Here is a 16,906-nt window from a genome sequence, read left to right as displayed (position 1 = left end):
TCAATATATTTAAAGATGGCTATATTAGCTGATCTACTAGATTTCTAAATGTAGAAATTTGATGAAAAAAAGTGAGAAAAGATATAGTTTGTGAGAAGTTTGTGAGAATGATGTAGTAAAATAAAGAAAAATTGTGTGATTTATAGGTGGGATATGGTATATGGTTAAAAATATTTTATATGCTTGATGCCCTCCATCATTTGTAATATCAGTATAAAAACATACAAAATAAATAAACAACTTACAAGGAGGTTTTTATGGGGAAGAATAAAAGGCGCGCAAGCCTAACTATCGTATTATTATTCATTTTCAATCTATTATTTACTAATTCAATTAGGGTTTATTCCGCTACCGATAACACGTTAGGTGGCAGAGGAGCAGCAGATCCTTTAAAAATAGTAGTAAATGAGCAAGGTTCTTTAGAACTTTATTATTGGCAGTTAACGCCTCAGAGCAACTTTACTACTTACGGATATGTTAATCAATATTTCGCAAATAATGCATGGGGAACTAATGTGTTTTTCACAAGTAATGGTTCTCAAAAACATTTTGTTACACCATATTATTCTGAATGGGATTCAAATCCTCAACAATTTGGACAAGGTGTTCAATCAAGAAATGGAAATACTATAACTACAGTTTGGTCTTTAGGTAACGGCGAACTTAGTTTAAAACAGCAGATTACATATACTCCAGGTGCTGCTTATTATGAAAAGAAGTGGTCATTAACTAACACTAGTGATTCTACATATTCAAATTTAAAACTTATTCATGGTGGAGACACATATTTTGGTGGAGATGACTCAGCAATGTCTTACTATAGTCCAGTTACAGGAATGGTTTATGTGAGAAATAGTGACATGACTAAATTTGGACTTATGGGCTTTACAGGAAGCTCAAGTACTCCAGCTAATAGATATTTTTCAGGAAATTATAGCACCGGTGGAATGGAAGCTATATCAGGAAATCTTTCCAATACCTTTAATTCCAGCTATCAGGATGCAGGATATCAACTTCAATGGAATAATAATTCCTTAACTCATGGAGAAACTTGGACCATAGTTTCAAATGAAAGATTGACTCCACCAGGAGTATTACAATCATTAGCTCCAGCTGAAAAAACAGCAAGACCAGGATATTCTGTAACCTATGAATTTATAGTGCACAACTTTGAAAGCAGTGCAAATGATTATAAATTAGAAGCATCCTCATCAAACGGATGGAATACCACAATACAAGAAGGCTCAACTGTAAATATTCTTGGCAATGGCGCAGCTAAAATAATTCATGTAACAGTTAATATACCAGAAGATGCGATAGATGTAGCTTCAGATGTAGTAACATTAAAATCTGAAAAAATAAGTAATCCAACTATTAAATCTGAAACATCCACAGCAACTACTATTGAAGTAATAACAGGAGTAACTCCAGAAGTTAACAGAATACTTCCTACAAGAAGAAATCTTAAAGTTGAAGTAAATACTGTTCATGTAGATGAAGGTACTCCAGTTACAGTTTCTCTTTTAGACGCTGCAAGGAATCCACTTTCACCAGCAGTAGTAACTACAGGTGTAGTAGGAGAAAATAACACAACAACAATTCCATTACAATTACCTGGAAATTTAAAACCTGGAGAAATATATACTATTCAAGTAGCAGTACAAGGAGTGGCAGGAGTAAATACATCAGCTACAATTTCAATAGATAAAGTACCATATATAAATGCAGTAATATCAGGTAGCGATGAACTTTACGTAAGTAACACTAAGATAAATAAAGATGTTATTTTATCTTCAACTGATAGCGGTCTTCAGTACACAACAAATAATGGTGGTATTTGGACAAATTTTGTGAATCCAATGACTGTATCGTCTTCTGGGGAATATACATTTAGATTTATAGGTGAAACTGATTCACAAAAATATACTCATCTATCTGTAGATATAAATAAGGTATTCCAAGGAACTGTAAGTGGTATAGAAAACAACCATGTTTATACAGATAAAGTTAGTCCTGTTATTACAGGAGACAATGTAGTTACTTTATCGAAAGATGGTGGACCAGAAACTAACTATACTAGTGGTACAGAGATTTTAGAAGATGGAAAGTACATCTTAAAAGCAGTAGATAGTTATGGAAATGAAGTTGTTTATAACTTTACAATAGATAAGACTTCTCCTACTTTAGAAGTTACAGGGAATCCATCAGAGTGGACAAACAGTAATGTTGTTTTAGATATAGCTTCTACTACAGGAGTATCAGGAGTTAGTAATTTAACAGTTTCAAAAGATGGAGAAAACCCTATAGATATTAAAGGAAATACTAATTATACAGTTTCAGCTAATGGAACATATACATTTACTTTAACAAATGGTGCTGGTGTCTCTGTAACTAAAACAGTTGAAGTAAATAAGATTGATAAAACTATTCCTGAATTAGTAGTAAAAGATATACTTGTTTCAGATAAAGTTTATAATTATTCATCATCTGTACCAGCAGAAGATGATGTTGTTATTAAACTTGGAAACTCAAATGATGTTTTATCAGGAACAAAATATTACTATACAACAGATGGAACTACTTGGAATGAAATAGATGGAGACACTCTAACTATATCAGATACAAATAGTGAAACTGTAAACTATAGATTTAAGTCAGTAAGTAACTCAGGTGTTGAAAGTCAAGTATCTAATCCTATTCCAGTATATATTTCAAAACCAACTTATACTGATGATATAAAAGTTGGTGGAAATGTTACAGATGGAAAATGGAGCAATAAGGATGTGACTATCACATTAGAAGGTGGTATAAATTCTGAATCCTTCTTAAAATATCAATACTCAACAGATCCAGAGAATGAGGATAGTTGGACTGATATGGAAGGAGAAAATCACAATACATTATTAATATCTTCTGATACAAATGATAAGTATTACTTTAGAGTAGTATCTAAAGGAGGAAGTACTGGTTCAGTTACAGAAGGAGTAGATGTTAAAGTTGATAAAACTGCCGCTACAGACTTAACAATAAGCTTTGATAATAATACTTTTAAAGAGTTTATAAATAAAATAACTTTTGGGCTTTTCTTTAATGAAAGTGTAGATGTTAATATTTCAGCTGAAGATGAGCTTAGTGGAATTGACTATTATGAATATCAATTAGTAGATATAAATAATGGAGAAAGCTATGACGAAAATGGAACATGGACTAAGCTAACTAATCTTTCAGTAGATCCAGAATTTAAAGGTGCTGTATATGCAAGAGCTGTAGATAAAGCAGGTAATGTTTCTTCAGTTATTTCAACTAATGGATTTATTGTGGAAAATCAGCAAGCAAGTTCAATAAGCCTTGACGCTAAAACCTTAGATTCTACTTACAATGGAAACTGGACAGGTGATGATATAGTAGTTACCTTGGCTGATGGAAATACTTTAGCTGGTATTGATAGATACGAGTACAAAATAGGTGAAACTGGTGAATGGGTAACTATGCCAGAAACAACTGGTGCTAAGGATGAGGTTACTGGTAATGAATTGAAAAATAAGATTACCATAAGCAATAATGTAAACTCAACCTACTACTTTAGAGCAGTAAGTAACTCAGGATTATACAGCAATGAAAGCAGCCTTCTAGTTAGACATGACAATGAAACGCCAGTTATAAAATCAGAAACTAATATAGTAGATGGTTGGACAAATAAACCTGTTACATTTACATTTGATAATACTAATTCTGGAACCTTATCTCCAGTAACATACTATATAAAGATAGGATCAGGGGAGTGGACTCCTATACAAGGAAATTCCTATACATTTAGTAATGATGTAAATACTACAGCTCAATTTAAAGTAGTTAATTCATCAGGCTTAGAGGACGTCTTAGATACTGTATACAATATAAAAATAGACAAAACAATACCTGTTATAAAAGGTGCTGATAACAAAGAAAGTTACTATATTGGAAGAGTAATTAATTACGAAGATGCCTTTGGAGAGATAGAAAAAGCAACTTACCAAAAGAATGATGGTAGTGAAGTTAATCTAGCTAATGGAGCATTAATCAATGAAGCAGGAGAATATTCTATAAAGGTTAAAGATAAATCAGGCAATGAAAGTACAATATCATTTACTGTTAAAGCACTTCCTTTAGTATCAGATGTTATATATTCAGAAGAATATAAGGAGTTTATCTCTGATATTAGAAAAGAGTTTAGCAGCCATGATGATTTACCAGAACCTTATAAAACAAATACTGATAATGCTATTAAAGCATTAGAGGATAGATATGCTGCTCTTGATAAAGAAGTAAAAGATACAATTCAAGATAAAAATGAAATAGAAAATACAGTTGATTCATTACCAGGTAAAACTGATGGATTAATTTCAATGAAAGACAAAATTAATGAAGTTTATAATAGAACTATTTCTGACACCTTAACACCAGAACAGAAAGAAGCTCTAAAATCAGAGAGCGATTATTTAAAAGGATTATTAGATGCAATTGATGCTTTAGAAAAAAATATTTCAGATGTCAAAGTTACTGTTAATAGCATCCCAAAATCTGATGACGGATTAATAGCTCAAAAAGACAATATATTAGAAGCTCTTGAGGAAATAAATAAGCTAACTGATGAGCAAAAAGAAATCTTAAAGGATCAAATAGCTGAACTTAATGAATTGTTAGGTAAGATTAAGGTTCTTGAAGAACAGGTTTCTACAAATAAAGAAGCAGTTAATAGCATTCCAAAATCTGATGATGGATTGATAGCTCAAAAAGCTTTAGTTCAAAATAGATTAGATGAAACAAATAAATTAACTGATGAGCAAAAAGAACTTCTAAAGGATCAAATAGCTGAACTTAATGAATTATTAGGTAAGATTAAGGTTCTTGAAGAACAAGTTTCTACAAATAAGGAAGCAGTTAATAGAATTCCAAAATCTGATGATGGATTGATAGCTCAAAAAACTTTAGTTCAAAATAGATTAGATGAAATAAATAAATTAACTAAAGAGCAACAAGAACTTTTAGTCAAAGAAATTCAAGAATTAAAAGATATCTTAGGAAGAATTGAAACTTTAGAAAATGAAGTAGATAAGGTTAATAATGCAATTGATAGCTTACCATCACCTTCAAACGTTAAAAAGAGCGATTTAGAAAGTGTTAACAACGCTTATGAATTGTACAGTAACCTAAACAAAGAACAAAAAAGCCTAGTTAAGGATACTTTAGTTAATAAATTAGCGGATTTAAGAGATAGGTTAAGTAAATTACTTCTTCATGATAGTCCTACTGGAGTTACAATAACAGGCATAGATGGTACTGTATTTGATGAAGATGCTTACATTGTAGTTGATCCTATTAATGATGAAACTAATACTGAGAAAATTACATTTGCAAAAGATAGTGTTAAAGAAGCTTCAAAAAGTAATGAAGTATTAAAGGGAAAAGAACTACTTACACTATATGATATCTCAATTTTTAAAGGAAAAGTTAAGATTCAGCCAAATGGTAAAGTTCAAGTAAGAGTTGAAATTCCAGAAGATTACTTAGATAAAGAAGGATTAGATATAATATACATTTCGGATGATGGGAAAGTAGTCTCAATGAATGCTGAAAGGGATGGAAAATATCTAACTTTCATAACAGATCACTTTAGTATGTATGGAATAGTAGCAAATGAAGAAAAGAATGACAATCTACCTAAAACAGGTGGAATGAACCAATCTTATTTAATAGCATTAGGAGCATTAATCATAGCAACTGGAGCTATTCTTGTAAAAAGAAGAAAAAAAGAAGCTTCAAGTAAATAAAGAGTTTTAAAGTAAAGAAGAAGTCTTAGCACTTCTTCTTTTTTTATGCATGAAGTAATACATTTCATGTAAACGTAATAACAATCATTGATGGGTCATTTTCCTTGAGATATAATTATTGTATAGGAAAATAAAGTAAGTAGATTTGCAAAATCAGATCAATATCTATTAGTTTGCTGGGGGGAGTAAATATGATTTTTGATCCTAAAAAAGTCAAGACATTAAATGATTTAGAGATGGTTGTGTATCAATATGTTGTAGATAATTTAGAAGAAGTATCAAAAATGACCATAAGAGAGCTATCAAATGTGTGTCATGTATCTCCATCAAGTATTCTACGTTGTTGCAATAAATTGGGTTTCTCTGGCTATGCCGAATTTAAGTATAAGATTAAACAAAAGGCTCAAGAATACAACTCACAAACAATTGAAGAGTTTTTTGATTTAGGTTCACATATAAAGGGGTTTTTAAAGGATGTAAATAAACAGGACTATAGAAAGGTTTTAAAACCTGCCATAGATATGATAGTAAATGCTCGTCATATAGCTTTCTCAGGAATAGGGACCAGCGGTATATTAGGGGAGTATGGAAGTAGATATTTTACAAACATGAAGATGAATGCCTACAGTATATCAGATCCTTTTTACCCAATTCCACCTAGAGGACTTGAAAACACCTTAGCTATAATTATTTCTGTATCAGGAGAAACCGTACAGATGATAGAGAAAGCTGAGGATTTTAAGAGATATGGAGCTAAGGTTCTAAGCATTACAAACAATGAAGAATCAACTTTAGCTAGAATTGCTGATTATAATTTGTCCTATTATATGCCAGAAGTGAAAAGCAAAGAAGAGACATACTTAAACCTAACAACTCAAGTTCCTGTTGTAACCTTAATTGAATTATTAGCCCATCAAGCTTATATAAGAATGAACAAAGAACAAGAAGATTAATTTTTCTTGTTTCTTTTTTTGGAATACGTTCCTAGGATTATGTAAAATGTATAAATTTATGTAAATGTTTTTTATAATATAAGTGTAGGCTTACAGAAAAAAATATAGGAGGGAAGGATAATGTTAAAGAAATTTCTAACTGGAGTTTTAACCTTAAGCATGATTTTTACAAATGCTAATCTGGTATTTGCACAGGGGAACGCGGTAGTTGATAAAAATAACTACCAGGCTAATGACGCATATTCTTATATAGTTTCGGCCACATCAGGAAAAGTCATAAGCGTTGCACAAGATGGCTCACTGCTTGAGAATGTTGATCAAACCAATGGAAATGACCTTGGAGACAATGCATTATTTACAGTCCAACAATACCAGGCTGTTAATCGTATTCAAATAAGCAGAGTGGATAATCCTAGTAATGTTTGGGTAAGCAACAATGGAAACCTATTAGCAAATGGTGCAAAACAAAGCGAGATGACAACAGGAAAGTGGGAGGGCTTTGAGACAGAAATAGTTGATGGAAGCTCAGGGTTATTAAGATTAAAGAATTTTGAAGGAAAGTACATTAATGTAGCTAATAACAAATTAACTATTGGTACAAACAGTTCAGATCAGGCAGAAAATTTCTATATAATTTCACCTAAGTATAACGATGTTAGTGTATATATTGAACATAAACAATCAGGAAAATATATAAAAGTAGATGGGGTTAATGGTAATCCAATAAAGGTTACTGGAGAAAAAACAAATGGAGCTGTTGGAGATGACTTGAGATTCTTCCCTTTATATGGATCATATGATGGGGTTCCAGTAATGAACTTTGTTTCTAAAGCATTTTCAAACCTAGCTTGGAAATCAGGTGGAGCAGAAGAAGTATTCCAAAATGCAGATGTAAAAGCATGGGGATGGGAATCCATAATAGTATCACCTAATGGAGATGGAACAGTATCCTTTAAAGATTCACAAAATGGTAGCTATATTACTGTAGTAGATCAGAAAATGAGAAGAGGCTACACAGGTGAGCTTACTAACAATGAAAAGTTTGTTATCCACTCAGTTACAAAACCAAAGAAGGTTTCAAATGTACAAGCTACTAATACAAACGACACATCATTCAATGTTTCTTGGAGCGGTGTTACTAATAGTATACTTACTGGATATAAGGTTGTTGTAATTAATAAGGCAACCTTGGCGCAAGTATTTAATAAAGAAACAAGTGGAACCTCACTAAACGTTACGAACTTAACACCTGGAACTAACTATACAGTAATGGTTAGTACAGTAAATGGAGATAGTCCACAATCTGAAAGCGTAAATATTGATGTTCAAACCACAAATGGTTCAGGACCAGTTACGACTAGTAATTTAAGTCTTAAGGAAGTTCAAGGAGGACTTCAGCTATCTTGGAAGGCAGTTAATGGAGCAAACAGCTATCAAATATATCGTGCTAGAAGTGCTTATGATAGAGATGGTTACAAGAAAATAGCAGAAGGAATCACTGGACTAACCTATACAGATACTAATATAAATTCAGGCAAGTACAATAACTACTACAAAGTTGTAGCAGTAAATTCAAATGGAGCATCAGGATTATCTGATGAATTCACATCTTTAGAAAAAGAGATGTTTGGTGAAAACATGATTTTCTTCTCCCCATTTGATAATATAGCAAACATTGACAAGGTAGTATTAGATATATTCAAACTACAAAATGACATAGAAAAAGATGCACAATTTAATGAAAATCGTTTCTCACTTTACTTTAAACCAGGAGATTATACAAGCACAAGAACTATGCCTGTAGGATTTTATACTCAAGTTGCAGGACTAGGCAAAACACCTTATGATGTAAAATTAAACAATCTAGAGGTGCCAGCATATTTAGCTAATAACAATGCAACCTGTAACTTCTGGAGATCAGTAGAGAACTTCTCAGTTATAAAAACCGGAGATAACAGCTCTTACTATGGAGGATGGAGACCAGATCAATTTAACTGGGGAGTAGCACAAGCAGCACCAATGAGAAGAATATACTCTCAACGTGCAGTAAGCTATGACTGGAATTATGGATGGGCAAGTGGTGGATATGTTGCAGATAGTCTTATTGAAGGAGTTACAAGTGACGGTAACAGCTCAGGAACCTTCTCAGGACAACAATTCTATACAAGAAACTCGAATGTAACTGGAAAAGTATACGGAACAACCTTAAATGCCTTTTATCAAGGAGTTATTGCACCTAACTTACCAACAGCACAAACAGGAACACAACTACTAAAAGGCAACGGCTATAGCAACTGGGCAATTCCGACCTCAGATAACCAACAACAAGTTAATACAAGTATTACAAATACTCCAAAAATAAAAGAAAAACCTTTCCTATTCTTAGATGATGATGGAGAATATAAAGTATTTGTTCCTTCACTTAAGAATAACAGCAGAGGAATTTCATGGTCTAGAACTAGCATGGGCAGCGGTAATGTTATTTCTTTAAATAACTTTTATGTAGCAAAAGAAGGAGATACAGCAAATGAAATAAATCAACAATTAAGCAGCGGAAAAAATATATTCTTTACGCCTGGTGTATACCATGCAGAACAAGTTATAAATGTTAATAATCCAAACACTATTGTTTTAGGAACTGGTATGGCATCAATTATTCCTGATAATGGAGATGCAGCTATGAAAATCGCAGACGTAGATGGAGTTACAATAGCAGGATTAATCTTTGATGCAGGAGAACACTCAAAAGCATTATTAGTAGTTGGACAAGATGGAGCAAATAAAGATCATTCAGGAAATCCAACACTTTTATCAGACTTATTCTTTAGAGTAGGTGGAACAACAAGCAGCTTAACAAAAGCAGATGACGCTTTAATAATAAATAGTGATGATGTAATAGGAGATCACTTCTGGATATGGAGAGCAGACCATGGTGCAGGTGTAGCTTGGAATGGAAACACATCAAAACATGGATTGATAGTAAATGGTGATGATGTAACCAGCTATGCACTATTCAATGAACATTTCCAAGATTATGATACCTTATGGAACGGTGAAAATGGAGCAACTTACTTCTATCAAAATGAAAAGGCATATGATCCAATAAGCCAAGAAGCATGGATGTCTCACAATGGTACAGTAAAAGGCTACGCAGCTTATAAAGTAGCAAACAATGTAAACAACCACTATGCAGTAGGACTTGGAATCTACAACGTATTTATATACACAGGTCCAACCTATGATTCAACAGAAGTACAAATAGAACTTGAAAATGCAATTGAAGTACCAAACAAAGAAGGCGTAGTTGTAGAAAATGCCTGCATGCAAACCTTTGCAAATGAAAATGCAGTAATGCAAAAATTTAATCACATCATAAATGGAACAGGTGAAGGTGTAAGCAGCGGTATCGACAAAGTAACAGGTGAAAAAGGAGAAGGCTGGTCACGTAAATTTATCCTAAGCTATAAAAACGGTAGAACTGTTAGAGGCTTCAACGGAAGCATAATAGAACAAGGGTATCAGCCAACAAATGAATAAGAGTTAGTATGAAGAAGGAGTCTTAGGGCTTCTTCTTTTTTTGAAATAATACCTAATATTAAAATATTTTTTAGCCTTAGATTAGCTAATAAAACTTAAGAAAAACCAATATCTTTGAGGAATTGAACAATTAGAACCCCTCTTAATTTATATATTGACATAAATAAAAGTTCGGAATTGAATTATTATTAAAAATAATAAAATATTAATAATATGTTAAGCAAAATAAATATTATATTACATATTGACACTAATATAAATATAATATTAAAATATTATCAAGACGTGAGTTGTAACTCACGAGATAGAAAGGGGGAGTTTATAATGGCATATAAGGGATTTGCAATTGATAATTATCTTGATGCAGAAAAAGTTACAAAAGAGCTGGATGAACTTATAAAAAAGCCAGTGCATTCAATAAAAAAAGAGTATTTAGATGAATATATAGAAGAATACTTTAATAAAAAATGTACTAAGTCAAAAGAAATGATTGATGAGGCAAAGAATATTATTCCAGGGGGAGTTCAGCATAATTTAGCCTTTAACTATCCATTTCCAATTGTTATAACAAAGGCTGAAGGGGCAAAATTATATGATGTAGATGGAAACTGGTATTATGACCTTTTACAGGCAGGTGGACCTACTATACTTGGAAGCAATCCTCCTAAGGTTAGAGAACAGGTAATTGAACTTTTAAATACCTGTGGACCATCAACAGGACTTTTCCATGAATATGAATATAAGCTTGCAAAAAAAATATCTGACATGGTTCCATCTGTAGACATGTTCCGTATGTTAGGTTCAGGAACAGAAGCTTGCATGGTTGCAGCTCGTATTGCTAGACTTAAAACAGGGAAGAAAAACATCTTAAAAATGGGAGGAGCTTATCATGGATGGTCAGATCAGCTTGCCTATGGCATAAGAGTTCCAGGAACAAAGGGAATGATGTCAAAAGGGGTACCTGGTTTTGTATTTAAGCATACCGATGAATTTTTCCCTAATGATTTAAATGATTTAGAAAGAAAGCTTTGGAAAAATAAGTTCTATGGTGGAACAGCAGCAATATACATAGAACCAATGGGACCAGAAAGTGGGACAAGACCTGTATCTAAGGAATTTATTAAAGGAACAGAGGAATTAGCTCACAAATATGGAGCACTTTTGATATTTGATGAGGTTGTAACAGGATTTAGAATAGGTAACAGCGGAGCACAAGGGTATTTTGGTGTAGACCCTGACTTAACTGTATTTGGAAAAATCATAGCAGGAGGATATCCAGGAGCTGGAGGAGTAGGTGGGCACAAGGATTGTATGGCTTACCTAGGAGCAGGACTTGATTCTTCTGGTAAAAAAGTATCTAAGGCTATGTGTGGAGGAACCATGGCAGCAACCCCAATTTCTTGTGTAGCAGGATATGTTGCTCTTTCAGAAATAGAAAGTACAAATGCCTGTGAAAAAGCAGGACGTATGGGAGATAGACTTACAGCAGGACTTCAAAAATCAATAAAAAAATATAACCTACCATTTGTTGCATTTAATCAAGGATCAATCTGTCATTTAGACAATGCAGGAACTATGCACTTTAGTGTTAATCTAATGAAACCATGGAAGATTCCAAACGTATTAAAAGAAACTGGTATACGTCAGAAAGAAATGGAGCACATGGGAGCAGCATATATGGCTGAAGGAATAGTTACCCTAGCAGGTTCAAGACTTTACACAAGTGCCGCTTACACAGAAGAAATGGTTGATGATTTGTTAGTAAGATTTGATAGAGTATTCTCTAAGTGTGGACAGATTTAAAAAGGGGATTTAGCCTTGAAAGGAGGGTATTATGGCATATTCTATAAAAGAGGGTAAAGACTTAGTTATAAAGGCGGGTAAGATCTTAGTTCAGAGTGGACTTATTGCAAGAACTTGGGGAAATATTAGTGCAAGAATATCTGATACACAATTTGTTATAACACCAAGTGGTTTAGCTTATGAAAATCTAACTCCAGATGAGATAGTAGTTGTAAACATAGAAGACTGTTCTTATGAAGGAAATATTAAACCTTCAAGTGAAAAGGGAATTCATGCAGATGGTTATAGGTTAAGGAAAGATGTAAACTTCATTATTCATACCCATCAAGTAATGGCATCAGCTATTAGTATAGATGGAAAAAGTATAGAAGTTTATGATGAAGAATTTAAAAAAGTACTTGGAGAAAAAGTGCCTTGTGCAAGTTATGGAATGCCTTCCACAAAAAAACTTAGAAAAGCTGTTGAAAAAGTCATAAGTGAAAACAAAAATAGCAACGCTGTTTTAATGAAATATCATGGAACAGTATGTTATGGCAAAGACTTAGAAGATGGGTTTAATATTGCAGAAACTCTTGAAAAACTTTCAGAAGATAAGTTTAATAAGATATTCTCTGAAAAAGAGGAAACCATAAATCTACTTAAGGATTATGGGAAAAGTTATCGTAAAGGGGTAAAATTCGTTCTAAATTATGAGGGGAAAACTGAGGAATATACAGTAGGAGAGGTAAAAGAGGAAGCTCCTAAGGTAGTAAAATTACATGAAGCTATATATAAATATAGTAAGGTGAATAATATTATTCATGGAAAAGAAGAAGCTATATTAAAAGTCTGCAGAGAGGGCCATGTGCTTAAGCCCTATCTTGATGACTTAGCTCAAATAGCTGGTGTAAATATAAAGTGTTTAAAAGATTCAGAAGATAATATAAAGAATATAGCAAAGGAATTAAAAAATAAAAATGCAATTTTAATAGAAGGAATAGGAGCTTTATGCACAGGAATAACAGAAAGTGAAGCCGAAGCTGTGGATATGGTGTTAAATAAAGGGTGTATAGCAGATATTTATGGAACCAAGTTAAATCTATCTCCTTTAGGCTCCCTAGATGCGAATATTCAACGCATTATATATGTAAAAAAATATTCAAAACAGAAAGATAAAGAGGTATAAAAGAAATGCTAAGAAAATTGACAGAAGAAAAAATAGAAGAAATTCTAGAAACAGGAATAGCAGAGTTTGCTGAAAAAGGTTTAGACAGAGGCAACGTTAATGTTATTGCAAAAAATGCAGGAATAAGTGTGGGGGTATTATACAAGTATTATGGAGATAAAGAAACCTTCTTCCTAGCTTGCCTTAGAAAAAGTCTTAATGTTTTAGAATCAGTGCTTAAAGAAGTAGTTGATAGTGAAGATAAGATTTTGGTTAGGGCTGAAAAAATGATACGTGCAGTACAGGCTTATTCAAGAAAACACAGCAACTATATAAATATGTATAACGAAATAACCTCAGGTGGAAGTAAAAAGTTTGCAGAGGTTCTTGCAAAGGAAATAGAAACAGTAACTTCAAAAGCCTATAGTGAATTAATAGAAAAAGCCATGAGAGATGGAGATATAAGAAGTGATATAAATCCTCGTATGTTTGCCTTTTTCTTCGATAATTTACTAACCATGATGCAGTTTTCCTATAGCTGTGATTACTACAAGGAAAGAATGAAGATTTTCTGTGGTGAAGATGTGGAAAACAGAGATGAAGAGATGATATCACAGTTACTTAAGTTCCTAGAATCTGCATTTACTTTCAATCAGTCAGAAGTAATACACAAATAAAAATTAAATAAATTGGGGTGCAATTGCACGAAAAGTAGGTGATGGTATGATATATGTAATTGCTTATGACATTGGGACAACTGGTGTAAAAACTTGTCTTTTTAGTATTGAGAAAAACATAGAATTAATAGCTCATGCCCACAAAGGATATAATCTTTATATGATGGAAAACGGCGGTGCTGAGCAAAACCAAGAAGAGTGGTGGGAGGCTATGTGCTTAACCACCAAAAAGATATTTGAAAAAACCTCAATAGAACCTTCTGAAATATCAGGAATCTCCTTCTGCTCCCAAATGCAAGGGCTGGTGCTTGTAGATAAGGATGGAGAACCTGTAAGAAGACCTATGAGTTACATGGATCAAAGGGCAGAAAAAGAAATAAAAGAGTGTATGGGAAATGGTATTCAAGTGTCAGGTGCAAATGTCTTTAAACTGGTAAGAAGTTTAATGATTTCAAGAGCTGCTTCAACAAGTGTAAAAGATCCTGTATGGAAATACAAATGGGTTCAGAATAACGAACCAGAGAAATTTAAAAAGGTGTACAAGTGGTTAGATGTAAAAGAATACCTCATAAATAAGTGTACAGGAGAATTCATAATGACTGAGGATTCAGCTTTTTCAACTCTTTTATATGATACAAGAAAAGATAAAGAAGGTTGGAGTCAAGCTTTATGCAAGATGAATGGGGTAGATATGAATCATCTGCCGAAAATAATAAAGTCTACTGACATGGTAGGAGGACTTAGGAGAAAATCTGCTGAAGAATTAGGTTTAGTAGAAGGAACACCTGTATTTGGAGGAGGCGGAGATGCTTCCTTAATAGGACTTGGAGCAGGTTGTGTTGAACTTGGAGATACTCACATATATTCTGGAACATCTGGATGGGTATCAACAGTTGTGGACAAGCAAAAGGTTGATATAAAAAGGATGATAGCCTCAATAGTTGGAGCACAAACAAGATATTATAACTACTTTGCAGAAATGGAGACAGCAGGGAAGTGCCTTGAATGGGTAAAGGACCATCTAGCCTTAGATGAGATTGATATATATCTTGAGAAAAAGCAGATAATAGAAAGTGACGAGGCCATTTATAAAAGTCTATATGAGTATCTAATCAAAACCATAAATGAAATAGGCCCAGGTGCAGGTGGAGTAATTTTTACACCTTGGCTACATGGAAATAGATGTCCCTTTGAAGATCCTAATGCCTCAGGAATGTTTTTTAATATAACCTTAGAAACAGGAAAAACAGAACTTATACGTGCTGTACTAGAAGGGATATGTTTTCACCTAAGATGGATGCTTGAAGGACAGGAGGAAAAAATAAAAACCTCAAAAACTATTAGGTTTGTTGGAGGGGGTGCCTTATCAGAAACCACAGCTCAGATATTAGCAGACATTACAGGGCATAAGATTGATATAGTAAAAAATCCTCAAAATGTAGGAGCAGTTGGAGCAGCAGCCTTAGTTGGGGTAGGACTTGGGGTTATCGAAGATTTAAAAGCCATAAAAAACTATATACCAGCAGTAAAAGTATTAGAACCTAATAAAGAAGCAAAAAAGATATATGATAGAAACTTTGAAGTATTTAAAAGATTATACAAAACCAATAAAGATAATTTTAAGTATATTAGAAATAGTATTTAAAAGTAATTTATATGATACAATCACCTACAAAATGAAATATAAATTAGAAGACAATGGAGTCATCTTAAAATAGATGGCTTCTTTTTTGTTTTGTAGGTGAAAAAATTAATAGAAAGGGATGATAAAATGAAAAATAAAGATGATAACCTAAAGAGAGAAATCATTCGTGGAATTAAATTTGGTATATTCTCAATATCAGCAGGAATTATAGAAATAATATCTTTTTCAATCTTTAATGAATTAACAGACTGGCCTTACTGGCCAAGCTATGTGATAGCAGTAATATTATCAGTAATATGGAACTTCACATTAAATCGTAGATATACCTTTAAATCCGCAAACAATATAGCAGTAGCAATGACAAAAATCCTTGCCTTTTATTTAGTTTATATACCAGCATCAACCCTAATAGGAAACTATCTAGCAGATACTCTGCACTGGAATGAATACCTAGTAACCCTCATAAACATGGCAGCAAACTTTATATTAGAATTCCTATATGACCGCTTTTATGTTTTCAAAAAATCCATAGACACAAACCATCTAGCAAAGAAAAGCTCATTATAACTTAGATCCTCTTAATTACTATAGTTAATTAAGGGGATTTTGCACTGCTGTTCTGGGTAGAAGTATTCCCAAGCATTATGGAGCATATATAGTGAAATGGGCACTCTATATAATATTTAAATAGTGGGATTTATGTCACAAGTTATTGAAAAAATTTTAATTTTAAGGTTTTAAGAGGAGTCTAATGGAGCTTGGGAAGAAGCTCATACAGTGCAGAAGTTAAAAGGAATTTAATGGAGCTTTTGAAAAGAAAAGCTCCTACAGTGCAGAGGCTAGAAGGAATCTAATGAGACTTGAGAAGAAGTCTCTACAGAGCAGAGGTGCGTAATGTCTTAATGTCGCAATGTCTTAATGTCGTAATGTCTTAATATCGCAATGTCTTAATGTCGTAATGTCTTAATATCGCAATGTCGTAATGTCTTAATGTCTTAATGTCTTAATGTCTTAATGTCTTAATGTCGTAATGTCTTAATATCGTAATATCCTAATGTCGCAATGTCCTAATATCGTAATGTCGCAATGTCCTAATATCGTAATGTCCTAATATCGTAATGTCGTAATGTCTTAATATCGCAATATCTTAATATCACAATGTCTTAATATCCTAATGTCGTAATAGCGCTATATCATAATATAGTAATTATATTGAATTATGTTGAGATTAAAAGGAATTTTATTAAATTAGTATCCTTTTAAGTGTTGATTTATACTTAAAACTGACCCACCTTTAACGAGTAAAGTTGACCCACCTATAATGGATAAACTATCCT

At 32.9% G+C, this 16,906-nt stretch carries 8 protein-coding genes; all 8 read left to right on the top strand.

Going from position 1 to position 16,906, the window contains the following annotated elements:
* Positions 1 to 257 precede the first annotated feature (257 nt).
* The 8 genes from L1S49_RS03880 (at position 258) to L1S49_RS03845 (ending at position 16,136) form a co-directional block, all read left to right on the top strand.
* A complete protein-coding gene (locus L1S49_RS03880; protein WP_238902627.1) occupies positions 258 to 5,810 on the top strand; it encodes an LPXTG cell wall anchor domain-containing protein in 5,553 nt (1,850 codons plus the stop codon).
* Between the two features lie 191 nt (positions 5,811 to 6,001).
* Positions 6,002 to 6,763: a MurR/RpiR family transcriptional regulator gene (locus L1S49_RS03875; protein WP_275299519.1), complete on the top strand. Its 762-nt coding sequence runs from the start codon at positions 6,002 to 6,004 to the stop codon at positions 6,761 to 6,763.
* 120 nt (positions 6,764 to 6,883) lie between these two features.
* Positions 6,884 to 10,300 carry a fibronectin type III domain-containing protein gene (locus L1S49_RS03870; protein ID WP_238902626.1) on the top strand — a complete coding sequence of 1,139 codons (3,417 nt, stop codon included), beginning with the start codon at positions 6,884 to 6,886 and terminating at the stop codon, positions 10,298 to 10,300.
* Positions 10,301 to 10,624: 324 nt separating this feature from the next.
* Positions 10,625 to 12,103: an aminotransferase class III-fold pyridoxal phosphate-dependent enzyme gene (locus L1S49_RS03865; RefSeq protein WP_073018291.1), complete on the top strand. Its 1,479-nt coding sequence runs from the start codon at positions 10,625 to 10,627 to the stop codon at positions 12,101 to 12,103.
* 31 nt (positions 12,104 to 12,134) lie between these two features.
* Positions 12,135 to 13,268 carry a class II aldolase/adducin family protein gene (locus L1S49_RS03860; protein ID WP_238902625.1) on the top strand — a complete coding sequence of 378 codons (1,134 nt, stop codon included), beginning with the start codon at positions 12,135 to 12,137 and terminating at the stop codon, positions 13,266 to 13,268.
* A 5-nt stretch (positions 13,269 to 13,273) separates the two neighbouring features.
* A complete protein-coding gene (locus L1S49_RS03855; protein WP_238902624.1) occupies positions 13,274 to 13,924 on the top strand; it encodes a TetR/AcrR family transcriptional regulator in 651 nt (216 codons plus the stop codon).
* A 46-nt stretch (positions 13,925 to 13,970) separates the two neighbouring features.
* A complete protein-coding gene (locus L1S49_RS03850) occupies positions 13,971 to 15,569 on the top strand; it encodes an FGGY-family carbohydrate kinase (protein ID WP_238902623.1) in 1,599 nt (532 codons plus the stop codon).
* A 126-nt stretch (positions 15,570 to 15,695) separates the two neighbouring features.
* Positions 15,696 to 16,136 (top strand): GtrA family protein, encoded by a 441-nt coding sequence (locus L1S49_RS03845; protein WP_238902622.1) that lies wholly within the window; start codon positions 15,696 to 15,698, stop codon positions 16,134 to 16,136.
* Positions 16,137 to 16,906 lie beyond the last annotated feature (770 nt).

This window comes from Clostridium sp. YIM B02506, assembly GCF_022324845.1.
GTDB lineage: Bacteria > Bacillota > Clostridia > Clostridiales > Clostridiaceae > Clostridium_T > Clostridium_T intestinale.
Note: the sequence above shows the minus strand (reverse complement) of the source record. Positions and strands in the feature narration are given on the sequence as shown.

Bases quoted from the DNA above. Each gene is read 5' to 3' on its own strand.
- L1S49_RS03880 (WP_238902627.1), top strand. From the start codon at position 258: ATGGGGAAGAATAAAAGGCGCGCAAGCCTAACTATCGTATTATTATTC.
- L1S49_RS03875 (WP_275299519.1), top strand. From the start codon at position 6,002: ATGATTTTTGATCCTAAAAAAGTCAAGACATTAAATGATTTAGAGATG.
- L1S49_RS03870 (WP_238902626.1), top strand. From the start codon at position 6,884: ATGTTAAAGAAATTTCTAACTGGAGTTTTAACCTTAAGCATGATTTTT.
- L1S49_RS03865 (WP_073018291.1), top strand. From the start codon at position 10,625: ATGGCATATAAGGGATTTGCAATTGATAATTATCTTGATGCAGAAAAA.
- L1S49_RS03860 (WP_238902625.1), top strand. From the start codon at position 12,135: ATGGCATATTCTATAAAAGAGGGTAAAGACTTAGTTATAAAGGCGGGT.
- L1S49_RS03855 (WP_238902624.1), top strand. From the start codon at position 13,274: ATGCTAAGAAAATTGACAGAAGAAAAAATAGAAGAAATTCTAGAAACA.
- L1S49_RS03850 (WP_238902623.1), top strand. From the start codon at position 13,971: ATGATATATGTAATTGCTTATGACATTGGGACAACTGGTGTAAAAACT.
- L1S49_RS03845 (WP_238902622.1), top strand. From the start codon at position 15,696: ATGAAAAATAAAGATGATAACCTAAAGAGAGAAATCATTCGTGGAATT.